25 protein-coding genes are annotated in these 23872 nt (G+C 55.1%); 12 read left to right on the plus strand and 13 right to left on the minus strand.

The genetic code is table 11. The annotated features are described in order from the left end of the window. Positions 1 to 168 precede the first annotated feature (168 nt). The 6 genes from queC (at position 169) to ACR0EO_RS14970 (ending at position 4309) form a co-directional block, all read left to right on the plus strand. On the plus strand, positions 169 to 870 hold the full coding sequence (queC, locus tag ACR0EO_RS14945) for a 7-cyano-7-deazaguanine synthase QueC (RefSeq protein ID WP_480691289.1): 702 nt from the start codon (positions 169 to 171) through the stop codon (positions 868 to 870). Then, complete coding sequence (gene queD / locus ACR0EO_RS14950; protein ID WP_480691291.1) at positions 870 to 1223, plus strand: 6-carboxytetrahydropterin synthase QueD; 354 nt, start codon at positions 870 to 872, stop codon at positions 1221 to 1223. The genes queC and queD overlap by 1 nt, the downstream gene beginning before the upstream one ends. Beyond that, the gene (gene queE / locus ACR0EO_RS14955; protein WP_480691293.1) at positions 1220 to 1930 is read left to right on the plus strand and encodes a 7-carboxy-7-deazaguanine synthase QueE; all 711 of its coding nucleotides are present in this window, start codon (positions 1220 to 1222) and stop codon (positions 1928 to 1930) included. The genes queD and queE overlap by 4 nt, the downstream gene beginning before the upstream one ends. Positions 1931 to 1950: 20 nt before the next feature. Continuing rightward, positions 1951 to 2412, plus strand: coding sequence for a preQ(1) synthase (gene queF, locus ACR0EO_RS14960; RefSeq protein ID WP_480691295.1), 462 nt, complete (start codon positions 1951 to 1953; stop codon positions 2410 to 2412). Positions 2413 to 2545: 133 nt separating this feature from the next. Next, the gene (locus tag ACR0EO_RS14965; RefSeq protein ID WP_480691297.1) at positions 2546 to 3409 is read left to right on the plus strand and encodes an SGNH/GDSL hydrolase family protein; all 864 of its coding nucleotides are present in this window, start codon (positions 2546 to 2548) and stop codon (positions 3407 to 3409) included. Positions 3410 to 3424: 15 nt separating this feature from the next. Further along, on the plus strand, positions 3425 to 4309 hold the full coding sequence (locus ACR0EO_RS14970) for an SGNH/GDSL hydrolase family protein (RefSeq protein ID WP_480691298.1): 885 nt from the start codon (positions 3425 to 3427) through the stop codon (positions 4307 to 4309). A gap of 140 nt (positions 4310 to 4449) precedes the next feature. On the opposite strand, the gene ACR0EO_RS14975 is transcribed toward ACR0EO_RS14970, so the two are convergent. The 8 genes from ACR0EO_RS14975 to napF are packed head-to-tail and all read right to left on the minus strand — an operon-like array spanning position 4450 to position 10956. Continuing rightward, positions 4450 to 4707, minus strand: coding sequence for a hypothetical protein (locus ACR0EO_RS14975; RefSeq protein ID WP_480691299.1), 258 nt, complete (start codon positions 4705 to 4707; stop codon positions 4450 to 4452). 13 nt (positions 4708 to 4720) lie between these two features. Continuing rightward, the gene (locus ACR0EO_RS14980) at positions 4721 to 5422 is read right to left on the minus strand and encodes a NapC/NirT family cytochrome c (protein ID WP_480691300.1); all 702 of its coding nucleotides are present in this window, start codon (positions 5420 to 5422) and stop codon (positions 4721 to 4723) included. A 29-nt stretch (positions 5423 to 5451) separates the two neighbouring features. After that, the gene (locus ACR0EO_RS14985; RefSeq protein WP_480691301.1) at positions 5452 to 5889 is read right to left on the minus strand and encodes a nitrate reductase cytochrome c-type subunit; all 438 of its coding nucleotides are present in this window, start codon (positions 5887 to 5889) and stop codon (positions 5452 to 5454) included. Positions 5890 to 5901: 12 nt separating this feature from the next. After that, entirely contained in the window at positions 5902 to 6819 is a 918-nt protein-coding gene (napH, locus tag ACR0EO_RS14990; protein ID WP_480691302.1) for a quinol dehydrogenase ferredoxin subunit NapH, read from the minus strand. Next, positions 6816 to 7634, minus strand: coding sequence for a ferredoxin-type protein NapG (gene napG, locus ACR0EO_RS14995; RefSeq protein WP_480691303.1), 819 nt, complete (start codon positions 7632 to 7634; stop codon positions 6816 to 6818). Before napG ends, napH begins: the two co-directional genes overlap by 4 nt. Positions 7635 to 7661: 27 nt before the next feature. Beyond that, positions 7662 to 10154, minus strand: a complete 2493-nt coding sequence (napA, locus tag ACR0EO_RS15000) for a nitrate reductase catalytic subunit NapA (protein ID WP_480691304.1) — start codon at positions 10152 to 10154, stop codon at positions 7662 to 7664. Next, positions 10151 to 10444, minus strand: coding sequence for a chaperone NapD (locus tag ACR0EO_RS15005; protein WP_480691305.1), 294 nt, complete (start codon positions 10442 to 10444; stop codon positions 10151 to 10153). Before ACR0EO_RS15005 ends, napA begins: the two co-directional genes overlap by 4 nt. Beyond that, positions 10441 to 10956, minus strand: a complete 516-nt coding sequence (gene napF / locus ACR0EO_RS15010) for a ferredoxin-type protein NapF (RefSeq protein WP_480691306.1) — start codon at positions 10954 to 10956, stop codon at positions 10441 to 10443. The genes ACR0EO_RS15005 and napF overlap by 4 nt, the downstream gene beginning before the upstream one ends. A gap of 323 nt (positions 10957 to 11279) precedes the next feature. On the opposite strand from napF, the gene ACR0EO_RS15015 reads away from it, so the two are divergent. From ACR0EO_RS15015 to ACR0EO_RS15025, 3 genes are read left to right on the plus strand one after another with little or no spacing between them, the layout of a single operon-like run. Next, on the plus strand, positions 11280 to 13703 hold the full coding sequence (locus ACR0EO_RS15015; RefSeq protein ID WP_480691307.1) for a DUF3141 domain-containing protein: 2424 nt from the start codon (positions 11280 to 11282) through the stop codon (positions 13701 to 13703). After that, complete coding sequence (locus ACR0EO_RS15020; protein ID WP_480691308.1) at positions 13700 to 15094, plus strand: bifunctional enoyl-CoA hydratase/phosphate acetyltransferase; 1395 nt, start codon at positions 13700 to 13702, stop codon at positions 15092 to 15094. The genes ACR0EO_RS15015 and ACR0EO_RS15020 overlap by 4 nt, the downstream gene beginning before the upstream one ends. Next, entirely contained in the window at positions 15087 to 16259 is a 1173-nt protein-coding gene (locus ACR0EO_RS15025; RefSeq protein ID WP_480691309.1) for an acetate/propionate family kinase, read from the plus strand. The genes ACR0EO_RS15020 and ACR0EO_RS15025 overlap by 8 nt, the downstream gene beginning before the upstream one ends. Before the next feature lie 12 nt (positions 16260 to 16271). Here ACR0EO_RS15025 and ACR0EO_RS15030 read toward each other — a convergent pair whose 3' ends face one another. From ACR0EO_RS15030 to ACR0EO_RS15050, 5 genes are all read right to left on the minus strand, one after another. Then, positions 16272 to 16733, minus strand: coding sequence for a hypothetical protein (locus ACR0EO_RS15030; protein ID WP_480691310.1), 462 nt, complete (start codon positions 16731 to 16733; stop codon positions 16272 to 16274). Between the two features lie 10 nt (positions 16734 to 16743). Then, on the minus strand, positions 16744 to 17010 hold the full coding sequence (locus ACR0EO_RS15035; RefSeq protein ID WP_480691311.1) for a hypothetical protein: 267 nt from the start codon (positions 17008 to 17010) through the stop codon (positions 16744 to 16746). Positions 17011 to 17180: 170 nt separating this feature from the next. Continuing rightward, positions 17181 to 17852, minus strand: coding sequence for a D-lyxose/D-mannose family sugar isomerase (locus tag ACR0EO_RS15040; RefSeq protein ID WP_480691312.1), 672 nt, complete (start codon positions 17850 to 17852; stop codon positions 17181 to 17183). 16 nt (positions 17853 to 17868) lie between these two features. Next, entirely contained in the window at positions 17869 to 18795 is a 927-nt protein-coding gene (locus tag ACR0EO_RS15045) for a carbohydrate kinase family protein (protein WP_480691313.1), read from the minus strand. A gap of 38 nt (positions 18796 to 18833) precedes the next feature. Further along, positions 18834 to 21053, minus strand: a complete 2220-nt coding sequence (locus ACR0EO_RS15050) for a family 1 glycosylhydrolase (protein WP_480691314.1) — start codon at positions 21051 to 21053, stop codon at positions 18834 to 18836. A gap of 220 nt (positions 21054 to 21273) precedes the next feature. On the opposite strand from ACR0EO_RS15050, the gene ACR0EO_RS15055 reads away from it, so the two are divergent. The 3 genes from ACR0EO_RS15055 to ACR0EO_RS15065 are packed head-to-tail and all read left to right on the plus strand — an operon-like array spanning position 21274 to position 23844. Then, complete coding sequence (locus ACR0EO_RS15055; RefSeq protein ID WP_480691315.1) at positions 21274 to 22026, plus strand: sugar phosphate isomerase/epimerase family protein; 753 nt, start codon at positions 21274 to 21276, stop codon at positions 22024 to 22026. Continuing rightward, positions 22026 to 23072, plus strand: coding sequence for a LacI family DNA-binding transcriptional regulator (locus tag ACR0EO_RS15060; RefSeq protein WP_480691316.1), 1047 nt, complete (start codon positions 22026 to 22028; stop codon positions 23070 to 23072). The genes ACR0EO_RS15055 and ACR0EO_RS15060 overlap by 1 nt, the downstream gene beginning before the upstream one ends. Before the next feature lie 22 nt (positions 23073 to 23094). After that, positions 23095 to 23844, plus strand: a complete 750-nt coding sequence (locus tag ACR0EO_RS15065; RefSeq protein ID WP_480691317.1) for a basic amino acid ABC transporter substrate-binding protein — start codon at positions 23095 to 23097, stop codon at positions 23842 to 23844. The last annotated feature ends 28 nt before the right edge of the window (positions 23845 to 23872 follow it).

The raw sequence follows: 23872 nt of genomic DNA on the forward strand, positions 1-23872 counted from the left end.
ACAGGCCCTTCCGATCATCGGAGGGGCCTTTCTCAACTGCCCAGAGCCATTACTGCCCACTTTGTGAACCCGATCATTCGGAATGGGTCTTGGCAGGCGTTGGTGCCCGGTATAACAGGGCGCATCCCGGTCGCAGCCTACCCGGGTAACAAAACAAGGGTTCAAAAAATGAAAACGATCGTAATCTGCTCGGGCGGGCTGGATTCCGTGTCGCTGGCGCATATGGTTGCGCGAGATCACCAGCTGACGGGCCTGATTTCCTTTGACTATGGACAGCGTCACCGCAAAGAGCTGGACTATGCCGCGGAATGTGCCCGCCGTTTGAATGTCCCGCATGACATCATCGACCTACGCCCTGTTGGGGCAGTACTGACAGGTTCGGCTTTGACCGACGATGTGGATGTTCCGGACGGACACTATGCCGAAGGCAGCATGCGAGTGACCGTTGTCCCCAATCGTAATGCCATCATGCTGAGTGTCGCCTTTGGCGCGGCTGCAGCCCGTGGGGATAATGCGGTCGCTACAGCCGTCCACGGGGGAGATCACTTTATCTATCCCGATTGTCGTCCCACTTTTACTGATGCATTCGAAAAGATGCAGAAGCATGCGTTGGACGGATACGCTGATGTGTCGCTGTTCACTCCGTTTGTTCATCGCAGCAAGGCCGACATCGTAACCGAGGGTGCTCGCTGTGACACGCCGTTTGCTCAGACATGGTCTTGCTACAAGGGCGGAGAACATCATTGCGGACGTTGCGGAACCTGTGTCGAACGGCGTGAGGCATTCCATCTAGCAGGTGTTTTCGATCCGACAGTTTACGAAGATCCTGAATTCTGGATTGCGGCAACGGCACAGAAGGAAACGGCCTGATGTACCGAATTACCAAAGAGTTCCATTTTTCGGCCTCGCATCAACTGACGCATTTACCATCCGATCACCAATGTGCGCGGATGCATGGGCATAACTACGTGGTAGTTGTCGAACTGGCGTCGCCAGATTTGAACGATGACGGGTTTGTAAGAGATTACGGCGAGTTGAAGCCTCTTAAGGCCTACATCGATGACACGTTTGATCACCGGCATCTGAACGATGTGATGAACATACTCACGACCGCCGAAAACATGGCCCGCCACTTTTATGAGTGGTGTGCTGCCCGCTGGCCGGAAACAACCGCTGTAAAAGTAAGCGAAACACCGAAAACTTGGGCTGAGTACCGGCCATGACTCGATTGCGTATCGCCGAGATTTTCGGCCCCACGATTCAGGGCGAAGGCGCGCTGATCGGTGAACCAACCGTATTTGTCCGCTCAGGAGGTTGCGATTACCGATGCAGTTGGTGTGATAGTCTGCATGCCGTGGACGCTGCCTATCGCCATGATTGGACTGGTATGTCCTCTGATGAGGTTTGGGATCAGGTGCGTGATCTTTCAGGCGGGCGGCCTTTGACCGTTTCTTTGTCCGGGGGGAACCCTGCAATTCAGGACTTCAGTGGGCTCATCTCATTGGGGCGGCGCGACGGGTATCGCTTTGCCTGCGAAACTCAGGGTTCGATTGCAAAGCCTTGGTTCTCGGGTCTCGATACACTGGTGTTGAGCCCAAAGCCGCCGAGCAGCGGTGAAACCGTGGATTGGGCCGCGTTCAAATCTTGTATTGACGCGGCAAAGGGCAGCCCAAAAATTGTTCTGAAAATCGTGATCTTTGATGACGTTGATTACGATTGGGCGCGCGCAGTAGAGGAGCAATATCCTTCGCTGCCGTTATACCTTCAGCCCGGAAACGCCGAAGTCGACCCGGATCTGCCGGTCGATCCTCAAACCCTGTCGGACAGATTGTTGTGGTTAGTTGAGAAAGTGACCGCCGACGGCTGGTTCACGCCGCGAGTGCTACCACAACTGCACGTTCTTCTATGGGGCAACAAACGTGGGGTCTGAGGCCTCAAAAGGAGTAAGACATGGAAACGATCTACAGTGACCTGACCCAGTTGGGTGGGAAAACCGAACTACCAGCGTCGCCCGAAAAGGCCGAATTGGAGCGCGTGCAAAACCCTCAAGCCGATATTGATTATTGCGTCCGTTTTACTGCTCCGGAATTCACGTCACTCTGTCCAATGACGGGGCAACCCGACTTTGCCCATTTGGTAATCGACTACGTTCCAGGCGATTGGCTAGTGGAATCCAAGTCTTTGAAACTTTTCTTAGGCTCGTTCCGCAATCACGGCGCGTTCCACGAAGACTGCACCGTGTCGATCGCGCGTCGCCTGGTAGAGTTTCTGTCACCTCGCTGGCTTCGGATCGGTGGGTATTGGTATCCTCGGGGCGGCATTCCCATTGACGTGTTTTGGCAAACTGGTGCCACGCCAGAACATGTTTGGATCCCGGATCAGGGCGTGCCGCCATATCGCGGTCGGGGCTAAGGGCGAAAACAAAGACGGCTACCGCGTAATAATTGCTAACGATCTGTTGTTTAGCATTTTACGAGGCCCTAACGCATTCTGCCGTGAATGGGCCGGGGCTATCGGTCCGGTAGGTTGAAACGATGGTGGCCATGTGAGGAAAAAGACTGTCTCTGCTTTGTTTGGCTGGGCTGTAGCGACGTTGATTGGATCAGCCATCCCTGCCGCAGCTCAGCCCAATATTTTGGTATTGGGCGATAGTCAGATCTCTTTTGGGGCGGGCAAAGAATACCTGCAGTTTTTCACGCGGTTACCCGAAAAATGTCAGATGACGCCCGAAAGAATAAAGGCGCTAAAGAAACTCGGAACGCGTGAGACTGCAGCAATCGGTGTGCGCTCTACATCGCTCCAGTCTTGGACATCTGTAAGTGGTGCAGCGAAGGGAGCGATTTGCGATGTCGACAAAAAATACGGTGTGAACGCTGGAGCTTACGGAATCGAAGGCAACCTCGAGCGTGTGTTCGTCCAGATCGGACAGGGCGAAGCCTATCAATTCTGCAAACCGAACCAAACCGCGTTCGAGGCAATGTTTGGTGACGGATATTACAAGCCCAATTTGTTGGTACTGACATTTCTTGGTAACTCAGTTGACCGGTGGGCAAGCTCGCGTGATGCCGCAGATCAGGACGCACAGCGCACGGTTGCCCAAATACCCACTGACGTCCCGTGCGTGTTTGTATCCAGCGCACCGGTATATCTTAAAGAAACCAACGATCAGCGCATGAAGGCCCAAACTGAAATCGCTCGAGCGTTTGAGCGTGCGGGATCCCGTTGTCTAGTGGTTGAAGGTTTCAATGCAGACACGCGGCAAGCAATTGAAGGTAAACCAAAGTACTTTCGCCGCAACGATGCGGGGCGCGTTAAAGACCCACATCATCCAAGTCCGGCTGCCATCCGTGAGTTTCTGAACATAAACACTCCTGCGCTTTGCGACGCTGTGTTCAAGGCTTTGGAATAGGAGGCGCTTAGGATCATGCAACTAGTGAAGAAAACCCTGGCCTTGGTCGTAGCATCCATACTGCTTGGATCGTCCGTCAATGCAGAGGGCTTTGACTCACCCGAAATTCTAATCATTGGTGATAGTCAAATCTCATTTGGCTCGGGGCCGGCATTCCTAGAGTTTTTCAGTGACATCAAAAGTAACTGCCATCCAAACGCTCGGCAGAAGAAAAATCTTCAAAGATTGGGTCAGATGCGTGTGGGTGTCATCGGTGTGCGCTCCAGTTCTATCGACTCGTGGACGGCACGGTCCGGCGCTGCCAAAGACACGATCTGCAAAGTTGATCCTAAGTGGAAAGTTAACGCCGGAACCTACGGCTTTATCAACCAGACCGGCAATAAATACGTACAAATTGGCAAGGGTGAAGAATATCAGTTTTGCGCGCCAAAAAAGTCCCCTCTCGAAGCGATGTTGAGCGATGGATATTATGATCCGAAACTAATTCTCATGTCTTTTCTGGGGAATTCCGCGAAACGTTGGGCCAACAACCCTCAGTCTGCGTTTCGGGATGTTGAACGTCTGATGGCGCAGCTTCCACCGGAAACCCCATGTATCTTCATGACGACAGCGCCAGCTTACAAAAAGAAGATCGTTGAACTGCGACTGCGCGCGCAACGAACCCTTATGGACGCCTTTAAAACAACCGGCTTGCGATGTTCCTTCGTGCCTGGCGCGACGCCTGAAACCGTTGCGGCAAATCAGGGAAACAAAAGCTATTTCCGTTTGAACAAAGATGGAATGGTCAAAGACCCGTACCACCCGAACCAGAAATCAGCGAAGAACTTCTTCGCGCTGGAGATGAAACAAATTTGCTCTGCAATTTTTGAGCAGATCGAACCTTCGAAAGAGCAGACCTGATTCAGGGAACAGGATCTAATAGCTCTCTGAGTAGACTGAAACTGGTGGGGCATTGGGCCCCACCTGATCGTTGTGTGTGAGCTTCTTTCTGTCTTGCTGACGAGTTGCACAACAGATTAGCCAGCCAGAGGTTTTCTGACTTAAGCTGTCGCCCCTTTGATGCGAATGGCTGACCCCAAAGTACCTGCGCATAGTCCAACGACGACGGCAATCAAAAGCTCAACGGTTTCGACATTGGCAAAGTTCCAATGAGCGAAGATAAGCGTTTCGAAGATACCAACTGCACCACCCATTGCGGCACCCAACCAAAGACGCCGTGTCATCATTCCCAAAGCTAGGCCGAGGATGCCCGGGAGGCTAATGACGTTGGCTCCGATTGTTCCAAGAAGTTCCAGCATGTCTAACCCCTTATTACTCGGCTTGCGTGGTCAGATACGACCGGATTTCGTTGCTGCCGTCAGCGACCTGCTGCTGGTGGGTTCCAGAGGACTCACTGGCCAGTGTATCGGTTACCTTTTGGTACTCTTCCAGGTATCCCGGCGGTAGGCTGTGTGCGATGCCTTGGTGACAGTCGATACAGGTCATGTTGTTGTCGATCGCGCGCTGGTGTTCAGAGGCTGCGCGGGCTTCCTGAATAGTGAAGTCCATATAGTCGAAATTGTGACAATTGCGGCACTCACGGCTGTCCGAGGCCTTCATCTTTTTCCAGACTGCAGAGGCCATGCTCAACCGATGTTCTTCGTATTTTTCGGGTGTGCTGATGGTGCCGGCCAGTTCGTGATAAATGTCTTTGACCGCCATAATTTTGGCCTTGATTTTGTGGTTCCACTCATGGGGAACGTGGCAGTCGGAGCAAATAGCCCGCACACCTGAGTGGTTGTTGTAGTGGATCGTCTCGCGGTACTCACCCAGATTGGTTTCCATCGTGTGACACGAGGTACAGAATTCCTCGGTGTTGGTTAGTTCCAGTGTCCAGTGGAACCCGCCCCAGAACAGGATACCGGCCAGGAAACCTGCCAATATCAGAAAGCCCGAGCTGAACATGACAGCCGGTGTCCAGATTGCGTTCCAGATGCGGCCTATCCATCCGCGATTTTCGGGGGAGTCTGCCATGTCGGTGCTCCTTTCAGATATGCGTTGGATTAGTTGCCGGACGAGGGTTCAAATACGTTGTCGACCAACGCGGGTGCATCTGCTTGTGGTACGTGGCACTGGTTGCAGAAATATCGGGTTCCAGCGATGTGATCCAACTCGTTGCCGTCACGGTCCAGATAATGGGTCATCGACAGGGTCGGCGCGTTACGCTCCCCGGCTTTGGTCCAGTCGTGACAGGAGAGGCATTGGTTGGTGCGGACATCGATTTGGTACTGTTCGATCGAATGGGGGATCAACGGTGGTTGCTGGCGGTAGTTACGCTGCATTCGCCCCTCGACATTCTTATGTATCTGATCGAGCGGAATGGGCTCATCTACTTCTGCCCCCCGAAGGCTTTCCACCTGAGCCGACTGGGCAAGGGCGAACCCGCTCAGGAGCAAAACGGGTATCAGGGCAATTCCGCCTGTCACGATTGATCTTTTCATCTTGGCACTCCCTTAAATAGGTCTGGCTTCGCGCCGTTCGGGCGCGGGAACTGGATCGGAAGGTACGGCGACGTGGTCGTCGAACCGGTGAGTAAACTTGAAGACATCAACGGCGCACACATCGATGCAACGGCCGCAATTGGTGCAATCCGCAGACAGTATCAGCGGTGTCGAGCCGGGCTTTCCCTTGAGCGCTGGGGAAATGACCTGGTTTTCGGGGCAGACTGCGTAGCAATCCATGCAATCGTCACACGCGGCGCGGTTGGATGCACTGACTCGCAGCAGGCTTTTGCTGCCGATCAGGCCATAGAATGCCCCGACCGGGCAGACGTGCCCGCACCATCCATGACGCGAGACAAGCAGGTCAAAGATGAAAATCGCAGCGATCATGGCCCAAACGAAACCTACTCCGAATATCAACCCGCGATGCAGCATGGTGATCGGGTTGACCAACTCCCACGCGATCACGCCAGTTATTCCGGAGACGACCAATACGGTTGCAAGAATCCACAGGCGGGTGCCGCGTTTAGGTTGCCAACCCTTGGGCAAGTCCAGGCGCCGATGTAGCCAGTTGGCCGCGTCCGTCACCGGGTTGATTGGGCAAACCCAAGAACAATAGACGCGCCCACCGATCAGCGCATAGGCGACAAGTACGATGAGCCCACCGATTAGCGCGGTCAGTTCGGGCCAATGCCCCGCGACAACACTCTGTAGTAGAACAAACGGATCGGTCAGAGGTAAAACGCCGAACGTCAGTGACCCAGCCAGAGTACCTTGTACGATCCAGATCCCAAACCACGGACCCAACAGGAACAGGGCTAGAAAGAACAGTTGGCTAGTTCGACGCAGTAGCAGGAAACGGTGCGCACTTATCCAGCCTTTGGTGTCAATCGCCTCTTGGCCGGCGGGCAGATGGGTCCGGGCGCTCATTGTCCTGACCCCGGTAAATCATACGACGGTGCAAACCCGCCCGGTGTTGCCAGGTTGTCTGTACCCGGCCCTGGCAGGCGGTCGGGCAGGTCGATTAGGCCATCCACAAGAGGGCCGCCCTTGGCCTCTTTCTCTTCCCAGCCTTTGCGGTAGTGATCCGCGCTACTGCCACGCGCCAACCTCGCAGGTAGGACTTTGATCGCGGCTTCTGGTAGAACGCAGCTTTTCTCGCACATGCCACAACCGGTACAGCGATCGGCATGTACGGTTGGAATGAACATCGCATGATGCCCGGATCGCTCATTATGAGCAGTTTCTAGGGTGATCGCCTCGTCAATCACAGGGCAAACGCGATAGCAGACGTCGCAACGCAAGCCGAGAAAGTTCAGGCAATTTTCCTGATCGACCAGAACGGCCACACCCATTTTTGCGTTGTCTATATTGTCCAGCCCCGGGTCCAGCGCCCCTGTGGGGCAGGCGGCGACGCAAGGAATGTCGTCGCACATCTCACACGGCACGTTTCGTGCGGTGAAGTAGGGGGTGCCGGTTGCAACGGCATCCACCCCAAGTTCGGCTAGTTTCAATGTGTCGTAAGGACAGTCCCGAACGCACAGCCCGCAGCGAATGCAGGCCGACAGAAATGACTCTTCTGGCAAAGCACCGGGTGGTCGCAGGGCCTCAGCCGGCAACGCGCGGGCATCGCGGGCCAACCAGGCCAGCAATGACCCGGCAACCACGCAGCCACCTGCCGCGCGCGCCGAATCCTGCAGGAAACGGCGCCTTTGCGGCGAAAGGGGTGAACCGGCCAGAGACATGGGGACTACCTTTGTGATTTAGGCCGGTTACGCGCGCTCGACCTTGCAGGCGCACTTTTTATAGTCGGTCTCTTTCGACAACGGGCAGGTCGCGTCCAGCGTCAACTTGTTGGTTAGCTGGTGCTCGTCGAACCACGGCATGAATACCAAACCGCGCGGCACCTTGTTGCGTCCGCGGGTTTCGACCCGGCTGGTGACCTCGCCGCGGCGGGTGGACAGAACGATCTCCTGCCCGCGGCGCAGGCCCCGATCCTTGGCGTCCTGCGGATGCATGTAGACGACAGCGGATGGGAAGGCGCGGTGCAACTCCGGCACCCGGCGGGTCATCGAACCCGAGTGCCAATGTTCAAGCACACGTCCCGTGGACAACCACAGATCAAATTCTTCATCCGGCTCCTCGGCGGCGGGTTCGTAAGGCGCAAAGATGATCTTGGCCTTGCCGTCCTTGTGGCCGTAGAATTTTACGCCAGCACCTTCGGGAACATAAGGGTCAAAGCCTTCGCGGAAACGGTACAGCGTTTCCTTGCCGTCCACGACCGGCCAACGCATGCCGCGTGCCTGATGGTACATTTCGAACGGAGCCAAATCGTGCGCATGGCCGCGCCCGAAATCTGCATATTCCTCGAACAGACCTTTCTGAACATAGAAGCCGAAATGTTCGGCGTCGTCATTGTGGAACCCTTCTGCCGTTTCGGACAGCGGGAACTGATCCACCTTACCGTTGGCATAGAGCACGTCGAACATGGTCTTGCCTCGATGCTCGGGCATCTTGGCCAGCAGTTCTTCGCCCCAGACTTCTTCGACCGTGAAGCGTTTGGAAAATTCCATAAGCTGCCACAGGTCTGACTTTGCCTCACCCGGGGCTTGCACTTGCTGCCGCCAGAACTGGGTGCGGCGTTCGGCGTTGCCATAAGCGCCTTCCTTCTCGACCCACATGGCGGTGGGCAGGATTAGGTCTGCAGAAACGGCGGTGACTGTCGGATAGGGATCAGAGACAGTGATGAAGTTTTCGGGGTTGCGATAACCGGGATAGCCTTCTTCGTTGATATTGGGTGCGGCCTGCATGTTGTTGTTGCACTGCACCCAATAGGCGTTCAGCTCACCATCTTTCAGTTTGCGGTGTTGCAACACAGCATGGAAACCGGGTTTGGGCGGAATGGTGCCTTCGGGGATGTTCCACGCGGTTTCGCAGATTTCCCGGTGTTCATCATTTGCCACCACCATGTCGGCGGGCAGACGGTGGGCAAAGGTGCCAACCTCACGCGCAGTTCCGCAAGCCGATGGCTGTCCTGTCAGCGAGAAAGGCGAGTTGCCGGGTTCGGAGATCTTACCCACCAGCAGATGCACATTATACATCAGTGAGTTCACCCAAGATCCGCGGGTGTGCTGGTTGAAGCCCATGGTCCAAAGGCTCATAACCTTACGGGTCGGGTCCGCATATTGCTGGGCGAGCTTCTCGAGCTTATCCGCCGGAACACCCGACAATTCCGAGGTGTATTCCAGCGTATAGGGCGCTACCGCTTCGGCGTATTCTTCAAAGCTGATGCTCTCAAGCGCGCCAGAATTCGGGTTCTCTGCCTCTTGTTGCAGCGCGTTGGTCTCGCGCAGGCCATAGCCGATATCGGTGGCGGTCTTTGTGATGTTGACGTGGTTCCTGACGAAATACTCGTTCACCGCGTTGTTCTGGATGATGTAATTCGCGATGTAGTTAAGGATCGCAAGGTCGGTCTGTGGTTCAAACACGATGCCGTTGTCTGCCAGTTCGAACGAACGGTGTTCGAAGGTCGACAGCACGTGGACCTCGCATCCCGGCTTGGTCAGACGCGTATCGGTCAGACGCGACCACAGGATCGGGTGCATCTCGGCCATGTTCGAGCCCCACAGCACGAATGTGTCCGCGTGTTCGAAATCGTCATAACAACCCATCGGCTCATCAATGCCGAAGGTGCGCATGAACCCCACAACGGCGGACGCCATGCAGTGCCGCGCGTTGGGGTCGATGTTGTTCGACCGGAAACCAGCTTTCATCAGTTTGGAGGCTGCGTAGCCTTCCCAGATAGTCCACTGACCCGAGCCGAACATACCGACACTAGTCGGGCCTTTTTTGGCCAGCGCTTCTTTCCACTTTTCAGCCATAACGTCGAAGGCTTCGTCCCAACTGACGGGTTCGAATTCACCGTTCTTGTCATAAACACCGTTTGATTTGCGTAGCAGTGGCGTGGTCAGGCGGTCCTTGCCGTACATGATCTTGGACAGGAAATAGCCCTTGATGCAGTTGAGGCCGCGGTTCACGGGCGCGTCCGGATCACCTTGAGTGGCCACAACTCGTCCATCTTTGGTGCCGACCAGAACAGAACAGCCTGTTCCGCAGAACCGGCAGGCGGCTTTGTCCCAGCGAATGTCAGGAACACCTGCTTGCGCATTGGCCTGACCGGTGGCCAGAGGGATGCCTGCGGCGGACGCAGTGGCAGCGGCCGCTGAGGCCTTTAGAAAAGTCCGGCGAGATTCTGATGTAGTCATAGCGTGGGCCTCCGGCTGGTGGTTTGGCTTTGGGCATCGGGGTGCGGAGTGCTTTCCGCGAGATCCTCGAAATGGTGATAAGTCAGCGTCAGCGAAATCACTCCTGGGATCTGGTGCAGATCCATGATGATTTCCGACGCAAGGCGTTCATGTGTGTCTTCAACAACGACGACGAAACGGCCGTCTTCGGCTTCGGCGTGCACTTCGACACCGGAGGTGCCTTTCATCGCCTGAGATGCGGCTCGGATCTGGTCCGGGGCGACATGTACAAGGCAACCGCAGATGTTCATGAGAGGGCTTCCGTTTGAAGATTGGGTTGGCGTTTGAGACTGACCGCATCAACTGGGCACAGCGCCGCGCAAGAACCGCAGCCAGTACACAAGTCGGTATCCAGAGAAGGCTGGGCTCGGCCACCTAATTGAAGTTTGAAATTGATTGCGCGTTCTTCGCAATTGTCTTGGCAAATGCGGCAGCTTACTCCGTTGACAGACAGACAAGATGAAGCCTCGAGCGAAGCGCGCCATGGCCACTCGGATACGCGTTCGATAGTCAGCGCATCGGTAGGGCAGGACTCGGCGCAGGCACCGCAAAAGGTGCATGGCCCATCGGTAGGCTGCAGTACGGGAAAGCCGTCCGGACCAAATGAAATCACATGCTCGGGGCAGGCTTCGACACAGTCCCCGCACTTGGTGCACTGGTCAAGGAATCCAGACATAGCTGATCCAGGTGGGCGAACAATGCTACTGTCCTCCCGAAGAGTTCTGGCGCTCAAAAATGCGCGACGGCTGGTCAATTGGCTCATTTTGCTTTGACCTGGCTACCTTTGATTCCTTTTCCGAGCTTACTGCATATCGGTTCACTGCCGGATGTTTTTTGATCTTGGTCAATATTTGGGCAAAGAGTTTTATCTCATAATGAGAGAGCGTTGGAGCATAAAAGGTTGCGGTTTCATGTCTTTGCTGCACGAGCAAAGGCCGGGAAAGCTGTTACATAAGTCTACTATTCAACACGCAGCTTAGAAATTGAGTATCAGATCGAAACTTAGTATGCTGCGACGCAGAATTTCTTGTGAAGCCCGCGGTAGCTTCGGCGGGTAAGCAGAATGCCAGTAGTGGGGAAAGGCTTATGACCAAGGATGCGCGTTCGAATGGTTCGAAAACGGGCCCCAACTTGGCTGTAAATTCAGCGGCAGGGTACGACAAAACAGCTAATCTCGTGGCTCGTGCTCTGGATCGCTCTGGCATTCAATGGGATTTGTTGAAGACATCCGTAGCACTGCAATCTGGCAATATTGCCCGGGCGCATACGCAGCGGTCGAGCGACCTGGTGCAGGGGCTGACTGATGTGTCGCGACGGATTATGCGCTCTGGCACAGCGGTCGAAGATTGGGCCGCCTATGTAAAAGACGCAAGTCAGCGGGTCGTGTTGACAATGGACGCCTTGCGAGAGCGCGGAGATGTGTTTTTGGAGCATGAGGCAGCGGGGTGTCCCCCTGTCCTTATCTATGACTATGAGGTCGTCGTTGATGGCGCTTTGCTAAAACGGCCCTGTAACTATCAGTTGCTTAGAATTTTGCCGCCTAAAGGTGTGGAAGTTGAAGACACAAAACGCCCCTACATCATCATCGACCCCCGCGCAGGGCATGGCGGAGGGATAGGTGGTTTCAAGCCTGATAGCCAGGTGGGAGTAGCGCTTGCCAAAGGACATCCGGTCTACTTTGTCAGTTTTGGTCGCGACCCGGTTCCTGGACAAACCCTAGCAGATGTTATGCATGCTGAGGCCGGTTTCGTTCGCACAGTGCGTGCGCGCCACCCCGAAAGCCCTCAACCTGTTGTAACCGGCAATTGTCAGGGCGGATGGGCGACTTTACTGATGGCGGCTTGCAATCCTGATTTGACCGGCCCACTGATCCTGAACGGCGCACCTATCGCTCCATGGTCGGGGGAAGTTGGCGAAAACCCCATGAGGTACAATGCGGGTGTGTTGGGCGGCACTTGGCAACCGATGTTCTGGTCAGACTTGGGAAACGGTCAGTTCGATGGCGCCAATCTGGTCATGAATTTCGAGCTACTTAACCCAAGTCGCAATTACTTTGGGAAGTATTTTGACCTCTATCGCGACCCGGAAGGTGGTCGAAAACGGTTTATTGATTTTGAGCGTTGGTGGGGCGGGTACTTTATCCTGAACGAAGCCGAAATTCATTGGATTGTTGAACAGCTTTTTGTCGGCAACCGTCTGGTCAAGAACACCGCACAACTAGAGCCTGGGGTGCCGATCGATATCAAGGCAGTTAAGGGTCCGATCTTTGTATTTGCCAGTCAGGGTGACAACATTACCCCACCGCAACAGGCGCTAAACTGGATTGCAGCGACCTATGCCGATGAGGAAGAAATTCGTCTGCGTGGGCAAAGGATCATTTACATGCTCCACGAAGAGGTCGGGCATCTGGGGATCTTCGTGTCATCTAAGGTAGCCCGCAAAGAGCATACAGAATTGGCATCGACCTTGGAAACGGTCGAAGCGATGGCACCCGGTCTTTATGAGATGGTAATAGAACACACGGTCGGAGAGGGGCGGGATAAGGAATTTGAGGTTCGTTTCTATGACCGGACATTGGCGGACGTGGCCGCGCTGGATGACGGCCAACAGGACGAAGACAGCTTTGCCGCCGTGGCACACATGTCCGAAGTTCAGGCGAATTCATACGAGACCTTTGGACGTCCAATGGTGCAGGCTATGGCAACTCCGATGGCGGCAAAGACCTTGCGCGATTTGCATCCCCTGCGTCAGCAGCGAGCGATCATGTCTTCGACATCTCCGGTCATGCAGGGGGTTGAGAGCCTGGCAGAGGCAGTGCGAGCACAACGCACTTTGGTAGAGAAAGAGAACCCGTTTCTGGAACTCGAAAAACTCTCGGCAGACTGGATCGAACAGTCGATGGATCTGAGCCGTGATTTGAGAGATGCTTGGTACGAGGCGACCTTCTTCTCGCTCTGGGGCGGGCCATTCGCCGCGTGGTTCGGACGTAAATACGCAGCCAAACGCACCTTGCCCGATCCCGAAACGCTGCGTTCATTGCCCCAGGTTGAGGCGGCACTTGCGCATATGAGACAAGGTGGTCTGGCCGAAGCTGTTATCCGCATATTGGTGCTGCTTGGGCAGAGCAATCAGAGCTTCCGGGCCGAGAGCCTGCATCGGTGGGCGCATGTCTTTAAGCAAGAAACTCCTTTCAAGGAAATGACTGTCGAACAACGCCAGCGGATCCTGCATGAACAGACGGTCATCGTCACCTTGGACGAAAAAAGCGCGATCGAGTCTTTGCCAGAGTTGTTACCACAGGCTGCAGACAGAAAGTTGGCGGTCGAGATGATCCAGCGTATTCTGGGTAATATCCCCGAGCCATCGCAAGAGTTGATGGACATGTCACGTGCTCTATGCGACACGCTCAACCTTCCGGATCCGAAACAGAAATCGGCTTCCAAGCCCCGCTCTGCAACCAAGCCCCGGGCGAACACTAAAGCCGTTACGAACAAGGCAAATCCAAAATGAAAATTCACGAAAACCGAACTTTCTCGCAGCTGAAAGTCGGCGACGAAGCTCAGCTTACGCGGTTGTGTACTGTGGACGATCTGTATGCCTTTGCATCGGCTTCCGGCGATCATAATCCATTGCATTTGGCGGGTTACGATGGTGATGGCGACGGCCGTCCCGAGGCTGTTGCACCCGCATTGTGGCCGGCAGGTTTAGTCGCTGCGGTTCTTGGGAACATCCTGCCGGGTGCTGGGACTCAAACACGCCGGGCAAATCTAGAATTTCACATACCCGTTCTTGCGGGTGATGAACTAACCGCTTTCGTTTCGATCCTGGAAAAGCGAGAAGACGGTGATTTGGTTTGCTCCGCAGAAGTGCGGCGGGTCGGTGACAATGCCCTGATCATGAGCGGTGACGTGCAGGTCACCCCTCCGACGCATCACATGGAATTCGACTCTATCGAAGTGCCGGGTTTGATTGTCCAACGGCACCGTCACTTTGCCGCGCTGCTTGAAAAGGCAAGGCCACTAGACCCGATGCCAACGGCTGTTGTTGCACCGGAAGAACCGAATTCACTCGGTGGCGCTTTGTTGGGGCATTCCAACAACATAATCACACCGATTTTGATAGGTGATCCGGACAAGATTGCCGACGCCGCAGACCAGTTGGGCGCAGATTTATCCGGGATTGAGATCGTAGCGGCAAACACTCACGAAGCCGCCGCCCACCGCGCGGTTGATCTGGTGGTCGAGGGTAAGGCTCAAACCCTGATGAAGGGGCATTTGCACACAGATGTTTTGCTGCATGCCGTTCTGCGTCGTGACAAGGGACTGCGGACAGGGCGCCGGTTGTCACATGTGTTTGTAATGGATGTCCCCGGCATGTCGCGGCCGATCATGGTTACGGATGCGGCGGTTAACATCGCCCCTGATTTGGAAACCAAGGCAGATATCGTTCAGAATGCGATCCATCTGGCTCATTCCATTGGCATCGAAACGCCCAAGGTTGGCGTGCTGTCCGCGGTCGAGACGATCAACCCGCACATGCCATCGTCTGTCGATGCAGCCCTTCTGTCTAAAATGGCAGAGCGCGGGCAGATTACCGGAGGCCTGGTGGATGGCCCGCTGGCCATGGACAACGCGGTTGATCTGAATGCAGCGCGTACTAAAGGCATTACTTCACCTGTTGCCGGCGCTGCAGATATCTTGGTCGCTCCGAATATCGAAGCGGGGAATATGGTCGCGAAACAGCTTACATTTATTTCCCACGCCGAAGCGGCAGGGATTGTGGTAGGAGCAGCGGCTCCTATTATCTTGACCTCGCGGTCGGATGACGACGCCTCGCGGCTGGCTTCATGCGCGGTTGCAGCTTTGCATGCGACGGCAAACAAAGGCAAAATTAATGGCTGATCATGTTCTGGCACTGAATGCCGGCTCTTCCTCTTTGAAGTTTGCTTTGTACGAACTAGTCGATGGCAACCGCCCCAGCATGCGTTGGCGCGGCCAGATTGAACGGCTTGGTGATGCACCTCGCCTGCTTGCTCAATCCGCCGGAGGACGTTCGATCAATCGTCCGTTGTCCAACACCAAAAGCCACGATGAGGCGATCCACGCATTTTTGGAAATGGCCCGAGAGTTCCTTCCAGACATCCATGTTCGTGCCATTGGGCACCGGGTTGTGCACGGCGGTACGGTTTTCTCCGAGCCTGTTCTGATTGATGAAGGCGTCATCGACGCATTGACAGGGTTCATTCCGTTTGCACCGCTGCACCAGCCCTACAGTCTTGCCGGTATTCGCGCGGCCAGCGCGGCCTTTCCGGGAACGACCCAGGTGGCCTGTTTTGATACAGCATTTCATCGTACGCACCCTTGGGTGAACGATACGTTTGCTTTACCGCAGAGCTATTACGAAAAGGGTGTGCGCCGCTATGGTTTCCATGGCCTGAGCTACGACTATGTTTCGCAGAAACTGAAGGAAGTCGCGCCCGGGCTGTATGATGGCCGGGTGGTGATCGCACACCTGGGTAACGGGGCATCAATGTGTGCCGTGTCCGGTGGGCGGGCCGTGGCTTCGACGATGGGGTTCTCGGCTTTGGACGGTCTACCGATGGGGACACGGTGCGGCCAACTCGATCCGGGCGTCTTACTGTATATGATGCAGCAGGATGGTATGACGGCAGATGAAATTGCCGAAATCCTGTACCGCAAATCCGGCCTGCTGGGGCTTTCGGGTATTTCATCGGACATGCGCACACTTCAGGCTGCTGATACACCAGAGGCCCGTCAGGCCATCGACTATTACGTGTTCCGCATTCGCCGCGAACTCGGGGCTTTGTCTGCAGCGCTGGAAGGGATTGACGCGCTGGTCTTTACCGGGGGCATTGGTGAGAACTCGGCTTTGATCCGTCAACTGGTGTGTGACGGGATGCGCTGGATCGGCATTGACATGGATCACAACAGGAACGCAGACGGCGGCACGGTTGTTTCGACCGACTTCAGTCGGGTGCGCATCCTGACCATTCCCACAAACGAGGAAATGGTGATCGCGCGGGCTGCTAGTAAGATGGTCCAGTAAGGTTTGGGCGCGCTATTCCTTACGGCGTCGCGCGTACTTGACCAAAGTGCTGAGGATTGCGCTGATCACATCTGGGGTCAGCATACCAATCGGATCACGCCTCAGGCCTGAAACGGTATTGCGGGCATCAGACAAGCTGTCCTTAATTTCCGTTTCAATGTCCTGCATAGCCATATCTCTAAGCTCAATCGCGGCTGAGGTGTCGGCCTGCACGTTCTGCGCGTTGGCTAACAGGGCAAGAATGATCGCCAGCAGTAGGTTTGCGGCAGCCAGAATGAGCGCAGACAGCGGTTTGGAAAGGGTTGCGGACAACCAGAAAAAACCAGCCACGTTCAGCATGATTACAGCTAGCCCTACTGCCAAGCCAGCAGCGGCATAGAAACCGGTGCGTTTGGCGACAATGGTCAGATGGCGTTGCGCAATTAACCTTTCGGCGCGCAGAATGATCGAGATATTTCGGGAAATACGGCTCATGTTCTGGCTCCTACCGGGATCGGCCTAGCAGATAGCCAACCGCGAAAATGCCCAGGGCAAACAGGATTGGCCTTTTGTGAGGAAGGTCTTCTAGTTCGGTCAAAGCCTCATCAAGCTGCGTCGACCATGCTTCCAGATTGTCGGTTAACTTCTCGGCAGCGGCTTCGGCAGGTCCGTCAGATTTATGATCAGCAGAAGATTTTTGATTATCTGACTGTTCAGCCAATTGGCGGCGCAGTTCCGCGACTTGTGCCTCTAGCTCTGCTTTCGTCACCATCACACTGATCCTTTCCTGGATACCGGCCGATTGGCCTGTGACAATCATTCACATATTGCAGATCATGTTAAGGCGGTTTTCCGGTTTAAGAAAAGTAACTTATGCCCGGGCGGTAAAAAGTTTCACTGCCCGGCGCGCATCTACTAGCAACTGTCACAAGCCGAAAAGGCTTAGGTTTGGTAATCAGAAACCAGCAGGAAATCTGGCTCGGCGTCTTCTTCGATCGTCGCAAACCGAGGGATTGGGTCTTCGAACACGTTATCTGTGCGGTCGTCGTTGACGGTAGATACCTCACCGATCAGGCAGTCGCCTTGTTCCGCCCAAAACGCATGCCAGATTCCGGGCATAAGAGTGACGCTCTCGCCGGGTTTGAGGCGCATTAATTCGCCCGGTTTGATTGTGACCGCGCAGCCATCGCTGGGCACAACAACAGGGTTGTCGCGGTCAATACCGCCCTGGTCGTCCGAGGCATAAATCTCCATCACCAGATCTCCGCCACCGCGGTTGATAATGTCTTCGGCCTTAATGATGTGGCGGTGCATCGGCGATAGCTGCTTTTCCCGAGATACCAGTAGTTTTTCGGCGTACAGCATCCCACGACCGTTTTGCAGATCACGAACGTCGCCATTTCTCAGAGTGAACAGAAACAAACCCAACTCGTCAAAGCGGCCTTGGCCATAGTCTGTGATGTCCCAACCCAGCCCACGCTCACGGATGCTCGCGGCCTTGTCGCTACGCATTTGGTCAGGCGACCAGTCAGCAAAAGGCGGAAGAACTGCCCCGAACGAGCGGATAAATGCCTCAGCCTCGGATTTGATTGCGTTGACGTCTGATCGTTTCATCTCGTTGCCTCTTGGGTCAAAGTTCGTGCGCCCAAGGTGGATTGGCCCCGGCGCGGGATACTGTAACGGCAGCAACTTCTGCGCCTTTGGCGAGGGCCGCCTGCAGGTCTTCAATTTTCAGGTTGCGCAGATTGGATTTGTCGAGCTTTCCCGCATGTTCAAGCTGAGCCAACACGCCTGCGTTGAAAGTATCGCCAGCACCCACAGTATCGACCACCGTTACTGGCTTAACGGGAACTGAGGTCTCGGATCCATCCGCAAGATAGCCCGACGCACCATCGCCGCCCTTTGTTACAATCACCACGGCTGGCCCGGATTGCAGAAGTAGTGGAACCTTGTCAGAAACGTTCTCTGGGCCGGGAACGATCCAATCCAGGTCTTCGTCCGAGACCTTCACGATATCTGCCTGAGCGATCATCTGGTTCAGTCGAGTGCGATAGCGGGTTTGGTCTTTAATGAACCCCGGCCGGATGTTCGGGTCCAACATGATTGCACGATCGGATCCATGACGATCCAACAACGCAGCATAGGCGTCAGCACAAGGCTCGCATGCAAGGCTGATGCCGCCAAAGTACATCGCGGTCACTGCGGGTAGTTGGGCTGGCATATCCTCAGGCGTCAGCATTCGACCAGCCGAGTTTTCGTCCATAAAGCTGTAGGTGGCGTGCCCGTCCTTTAGCTGAACAAAGGCCAGAGTGGTTGGCCGATCCGAGCGAATAGCATGACTGGCATCCACATGGCTGGACTGAAGGGCATCTGCCAACTGTTGTCCAAACATGTCTGACGAAAGACCGGTCAGCATTCCGACCGGCGCCTCCAGTCGCCCCAAGGCAATTGCGGTGTTGAAAATGGCGCCACCGGAGTGAGGAACAAATCCATCAACCCCGGAATCGGTTGGGGTGGGGATCATGTCTATCAGGGCTTCACCGCAGCACAGGATCATGCCGGGACCTTTCAGTTTCTTGGGGACATGCGGCTATTCTACCGCGTCAGTGCACTTTTACAGAAATTGTTAGCGCCAACAATGCCAAATTCATCCTGTTCCGACACATAGAGATTGAACGAGCGACGCAATTCGCTGAATCGACCGCCAGCATTGAAGGCATCGCAGAACGCATCTTTGAACAACCAACGGTTCTTTTCAGCGACGCCGCCGACCAAGAATACGCCACCAGTAGGGATCAACACAACGGCAAGGTCTCCCATGACGGCGCCCAGATGCGTGGTGAACATGTGCGCGGCCTTTACTGCGATCGGATCTGTTCCAGAGCGCGCATCTTCTAGAATGTCTCTGGCGCTCCGCACGGAAGCGTCGGCTTTCCCTGACGCCATTTCGGCTGCTTGATACAAAACCGGCAGGCCAGTGCCGCTGAGGAACATTTCAGCCTCGAGCACCAGAGTATCGTCAAAGAAACAATCCGGAGCGATGTGACGAGCCGCCCGGAAGATTTCCACTTCGTCCTCGTGGCGCGGTGACAAGCCGATATGCCCGCCTTCGCCCGAAGCGGTGTGATAGCGTCCGTCCGAATATAGCAGAGCACCGACGCCAAGGCCGGTGCCCGGACCCACAACTAGGCGTGTGCCGGCGGGAGGATTTGCCTGTCCTTGCAATACTTCGACGTGGTCGCCGGTGATTTCAGCTACCGACCACGCGGCGGCCGTAAAGTCATTGATCACAAACGTATGTTGTGCGCCGGTTGCCCGGCCTATGTCGGTTTCCGACAAATTGAGATTAGCATTGGTCAGGCGGATCGTTCCGTCCCGTACAGGTCCAGCGCCCGCGGCAACCACGGCACGAGGGTCGGTTCCGATCTCATCCCGCAGGCTGTGAAACGCGTCCAACAATTCAGTGAGTGTACCAGTTGGATATTTGCGTAGGTCGGTCAAGATTCCGTTCGAAACCACGCCAAGCCGAGTATTCGTGCCTCCGATATCCGCTACCAGATTCCAATGTTCGTGCATGGATCCAGCGGGTTGTGCCAATGGTAGTGAAACGGCACCCTTTGCCAGTGCAGCTTTAACTGCCTTGAATGAATCTTCGACAGCGTGTTCTTGACCTTCGGCCAGCGAAGGAAGGAAGCAACCTTTCACCGGAACGTCGTTTGTAAGAGCCGTTTTGATTGCTTTGAGATGCTGTTCGAGGTTGGTGGTCCGATCAAATCTCTGCTGGTTCTCGGCATCGACCAGATTGGTCTCGGTCACAAAAATCGGTAGGTTTTTGGTGTAATGCTTCTGGATTTGGGTCAGCGCCTTGGTCAGCTCAGCGGGCGTGATCCCTGAGCCTGTTTCCGCTGTGGATAGCCCGGAGACGGTATCATTGAAGCCGGGGTTTGACGTGTCGAAAGCGGCGACAAATTTGCGGGAGTGGAGGTTTACTCCACACCAATCTAGCTGGACTCCGATCGTGTCGAAATCACTGTGCCAGTCCCTAGGCATTAGAGTTTCAAGACGCTCCAGCACAGTTTCCGGATAGGCTTTGTTGAAGATGCCACTTAGAAAAAAACGGTTATGAAGAGCGTCACAAAGATCGGTCGCTTCTTTTGCTTTCGCGCTTTCATCTGTGGGATCAACTAACTGCAACGCGAAGGTTGCTCCGAGGTTGGACATTCCCAAACCACGCATCGCCTCTATCGCGTGACCGTGGGCCAGCAGAACATGATGCATCGAACGCGCCATTGTGCGTTCGTCACCCGGGTTTGACACGCGGTTTCCTTCAGCGAGCATTGGTCTGATTACGCTGGCGGGGTCATGGATCGGCGCGACACTGTACATCCGATCTCCGATACGGCCCATGACCAACTCGGTGAAATCAGCGAACCACCCGGCGATATCTCGGTTGCGCCAACCACCCAGATCTGTGAGTGGTGCGGGCAACTCTGTTTGGTGCAGTGTTGCGCAAGGGCGAATGCCGCGTTCAAGCAATGCGTCTGCCAAACGGTCGTACTCATCCAGACCTTCTGGGTTAACTTGACCATGCCCTTCAGGCAGGATCTGCGCCCAACGGACTGAAAAACGATAACCGTCAAAACCGGCATCGCGGACCTGGTCCAAATCCTGTGCGGCTTGGTTCAGGTGGTCACCGTCTTGTTCACCTTTCTTACATTCATCCACTCCTGCCCGAGTCTGTGCGTAGTTCTGATCAGACGAATTTGCGGCGCCAAAGAAGAAGTCTTTGGGGAAGTCAGTACGGGTAATTTTCATCGTCAGAACCTGTTAGGCGCGTGGCGGGTTTAGCGCTAACTATCAGGTCGCCCCTTAGCAATCCAGTTTTATCCGGTCACAATTGTGGTTGGGGGCGATTGGGACCAACTCTACCTAAGCCAAAACTGTTATCAACCTGCCTCTCCGTCACTGTGCTTGACAAAGCGGGGCGTGGTGTTTCAACATTATTGAAACGTTTCAAACATCAGTAAAGCACTCAATGCGCGTATCCGCTCAGCTTTATACCGTCCGGCAGGTCGGGGATTTGAAAGCCCAACTTGAACTAGTTGCGGCGTGTGGCTTCACCGATGTTGAAACCGTTGGGTTTCATGACCTTTCCCCGCAGTCTGTAGCGTCGCTAGTCCAACAATCCGGCCTGAATGTCCGTTCAGCGCATTTTGACTGGGAAGATTTTGCAACTCGATTTGACGAAACTCTGGAATTGTTGAAGCTGACTGAATGCCAAGTGGCCGTCATGCCGTGGCTGGCGCCCGAGGCTAGGCCCGATACCCCTGAGGGATGGATGGCGGTATCGGGCCAATTGGCTGATTGGGGGGCAAAGCTGAACTCGCATGGAATTCGGTTGGCCTATCACAACCACGACTTCGATCTGGCAGGGAGGGCCGGAGAAACCCCACTAGATCTGATCCTGTCGCAGGATCACGTCTTTTGGCAGCCGGACATAGGTTGGCTTGCGGTGTCAATGCCGGAGCCAGTGGAGTTGTTGGCTCGTTATGCAGATCAGATTGTTTCGATCCATGCGAAGGACGCTGAACCGACCGCCGGGGATGGGGATGACCGGTGGCGCAATCTCGGACATGGCATTGTGGACTGGGATAGTGTCCTGAGAATATTGGAGCACAGTCCCTGTGCTGATCTTTTCGTAGAGCACGACGAAACCGCGCGGCATTTAGAAACTCTGGTGACTGGTCGGAACTTTCTGCGGCAGCAACTTTCGATGGGGGCTGGGTGATGGCACGCGCGACCATAAAGTCGATTGCTAAGGACACCGGTTTCTCTGTTGGCACGGTTTCGAATGCTTTGCGTGGCGCGGCGTCAGTAAAAGAGGAAACACGCCTTCAGGTTCAGGCAGCTGCGGCCCGGCTGGGATATCGGGTGAATTTGGACGGGTTGAAGCTGAAAACGAACAAATCGTATCGCATCGCAGTCCTCGTAAGTGTCTCACCTGATGCCGAAGAAGAATGGGAAGGTGTTGAATTCACCCGTATTTTGGCGGGGATATCCGGGGCGATCCAGAACTCGCGATATGAATTGAGCGTCTTCAACGTGTCAGATGTTGAGGACGCGATGAGCACTCTGGCCCGAATTGTTCAGGATGGACTGGCCGATGGAGTCATTTTCTCAGGCACTTTGCATGACGACCCGCGCATAGCTTTCTTGCAGCGGAATGACTTCCCGTTTGTCACTATGGGTATGAGTGAAAGCGAGATGCCGCATGCTTATGTAGATATAGACAGTGAGGCAGCGGCGTATGACGCGACTGCTCGGTTGGTTCGGCTTGGGCACCGGCGCATAGCTCTCATTAACCCTCCGGCCCAGTTAATCTATGCGACGCAACGCCGTCGTGGATATACCGAAGCTTTGAAGGCGGCCGATTTAGCCCCGGATGCCGAATTGGTTTTCAGCGGCCCTACGACCGCGCGTACTGGCCGGCAAGCGTTTGAAGCTTTGATGCGGCTTGAAAATCGACCAACGGCCTGTGTCTGTGCGAACGAAGCCATGACCTTGGGCGTCTTATCAGCAGCCCATGAGACCGGAGTCAGGGTTGGTCGCGATATAGCGGTGATTTCAACCGACGACCTGCAGCTCAGCCGCTATTTTGTGCCTCCGCCCAGCACCTATTACGTACCGATCGAAGAGACCAGCCGTCTGCTGGGCGAGTACATGTTGAAAGCCCTGGACGGGGCCGATCCATCCGAAACTCAAAAAAAGATCAGGGCCACCTTAATCGAGCGGCAACCTGACACCCCTGCGCCGCAAATGGCGTCAATCAAATAGACCAACAGAGGAGTACATGAGAATGTTCAAGAATCTACTGGCCGCTGCGGCACTGACCGCAATCGCCGTACCAGCGGCATTTGCCGCCGACCTGGAAGGGCGTGTTTTGAAGATCGGAACCGATGCAACCTATCCGCCGATGGAAACGGTGGATGAGGCAACGGGTGAGATCGTGGGCTTTGACGTCGATGTAATGAATGCGATCTGCGACAAGGTGAATTGCGTCCCGAATTTCGTCAACACTGCTTGGGACGGCATCTTTGCAGCACTTCAGCAGGGCGAGTTCGACCTGGTGATATCGGGCGTCTCAATTACGCCGGAACGCGAAGAGACGATGGATTTCTCTGAACCTTATATCGTGGTCAGTCAGGCAATTATCCTGCAAGTCGACAACGCGGACATGACGCTGGATGACTTCAAAGCGGGTGGTCAGAAATTGGCGGCGCAAACCGGAACCACCAATGCGCAATTGGCTGAGGAATTGGTCGGGCGTGAGAACGTCAGCCTGTATGATAATTTCTCCGCCGCAATCTTGGCCTTGCAGAACGCTGACGTACAAGGGGTCATCATCGATGGCACTTCGGCTGCTGCCTATGAGCAAGAGTTTGCGGGCGAGTTGACCGTTGGTATCACGGGACTGCAATCAGACCCGCTTGGCATCGTATTTCAGGAAGGCGACGCCACAGTTGACGCTATCAACGCCGGGCTCGAGGCGATCAAGGCGGACGGCACTTTGGACGCATTGATCGGAAAATACTGGGGTACTGAATAACTCGGTTCTTCCAATAACGGCCCGGTTC

The organism is Ruegeria sp. BE9, from assembly GCF_056538765.1.

What these genes read in the sequence shown, in the direction of transcription:
- ACR0EO_RS15030 (WP_480691310.1), bottom strand. Translation starts at nt 16,733, where the DNA reads ATGAGCCGTATTTCCCGAAATATCTCGATCATTCTGCGCGCCGAAAGG.
- ACR0EO_RS15035 (WP_480691311.1), bottom strand. Translation starts at nt 17,010, where the DNA reads ATGGTGACGAAAGCAGAGCTAGAGGCACAAGTCGCGGAACTGCGCCGC.
- ACR0EO_RS15060 (WP_480691316.1), top strand. Translation starts at nt 22,026, where the DNA reads ATGGCACGCGCGACCATAAAGTCGATTGCTAAGGACACCGGTTTCTCT.
- ACR0EO_RS15005 (WP_480691305.1), bottom strand. Translation starts at nt 10,444, where the DNA reads ATGAACATCTGCGGTTGCCTTGTACATGTCGCCCCGGACCAGATCCGA.
- ACR0EO_RS15065 (WP_480691317.1), top strand. Translation starts at nt 23,095, where the DNA reads ATGTTCAAGAATCTACTGGCCGCTGCGGCACTGACCGCAATCGCCGTA.
- ACR0EO_RS14970 (WP_480691298.1), top strand. Translation starts at nt 3,425, where the DNA reads ATGCAACTAGTGAAGAAAACCCTGGCCTTGGTCGTAGCATCCATACTG.
- ACR0EO_RS15025 (WP_480691309.1), top strand. Translation starts at nt 15,087, where the DNA reads ATGGCTGATCATGTTCTGGCACTGAATGCCGGCTCTTCCTCTTTGAAG.
- ACR0EO_RS14980 (WP_480691300.1), bottom strand. Translation starts at nt 5,422, where the DNA reads ATGGCAGACTCCCCCGAAAATCGCGGATGGATAGGCCGCATCTGGAAC.
- ACR0EO_RS14985 (WP_480691301.1), bottom strand. Translation starts at nt 5,889, where the DNA reads ATGAAAAGATCAATCGTGACAGGCGGAATTGCCCTGATACCCGTTTTG.
- napF (WP_480691306.1), bottom strand. Translation starts at nt 10,956, where the DNA reads ATGAGCCAATTGACCAGCCGTCGCGCATTTTTGAGCGCCAGAACTCTT.
- napH (WP_480691302.1), bottom strand. Translation starts at nt 6,819, where the DNA reads ATGAGCGCCCGGACCCATCTGCCCGCCGGCCAAGAGGCGATTGACACC.
- ACR0EO_RS15055 (WP_480691315.1), top strand. Translation starts at nt 21,274, where the DNA reads ATGCGCGTATCCGCTCAGCTTTATACCGTCCGGCAGGTCGGGGATTTG.
- queF (WP_480691295.1), top strand. Translation starts at nt 1,951, where the DNA reads ATGGAAACGATCTACAGTGACCTGACCCAGTTGGGTGGGAAAACCGAA.
- ACR0EO_RS15020 (WP_480691308.1), top strand. Translation starts at nt 13,700, where the DNA reads ATGAAAATTCACGAAAACCGAACTTTCTCGCAGCTGAAAGTCGGCGAC.
- ACR0EO_RS15050 (WP_480691314.1), bottom strand. Translation starts at nt 21,053, where the DNA reads ATGAAAATTACCCGTACTGACTTCCCCAAAGACTTCTTCTTTGGCGCC.
- queC (WP_480691289.1), top strand. Translation starts at nt 169, where the DNA reads ATGAAAACGATCGTAATCTGCTCGGGCGGGCTGGATTCCGTGTCGCTG.
- queD (WP_480691291.1), top strand. Translation starts at nt 870, where the DNA reads ATGTACCGAATTACCAAAGAGTTCCATTTTTCGGCCTCGCATCAACTG.
- napG (WP_480691303.1), bottom strand. Translation starts at nt 7,634, where the DNA reads ATGTCTCTGGCCGGTTCACCCCTTTCGCCGCAAAGGCGCCGTTTCCTG.
- ACR0EO_RS14975 (WP_480691299.1), bottom strand. Translation starts at nt 4,707, where the DNA reads ATGCTGGAACTTCTTGGAACAATCGGAGCCAACGTCATTAGCCTCCCG.
- ACR0EO_RS15040 (WP_480691312.1), bottom strand. Translation starts at nt 17,852, where the DNA reads ATGAAACGATCAGACGTCAACGCAATCAAATCCGAGGCTGAGGCATTT.
- napA (WP_480691304.1), bottom strand. Translation starts at nt 10,154, where the DNA reads ATGACTACATCAGAATCTCGCCGGACTTTTCTAAAGGCCTCAGCGGCC.
- ACR0EO_RS15015 (WP_480691307.1), top strand. Translation starts at nt 11,280, where the DNA reads ATGACCAAGGATGCGCGTTCGAATGGTTCGAAAACGGGCCCCAACTTG.
- queE (WP_480691293.1), top strand. Translation starts at nt 1,220, where the DNA reads ATGACTCGATTGCGTATCGCCGAGATTTTCGGCCCCACGATTCAGGGC.
- ACR0EO_RS15045 (WP_480691313.1), bottom strand. Translation starts at nt 18,795, where the DNA reads ATGATCCTGTGCTGCGGTGAAGCCCTGATAGACATGATCCCCACCCCA.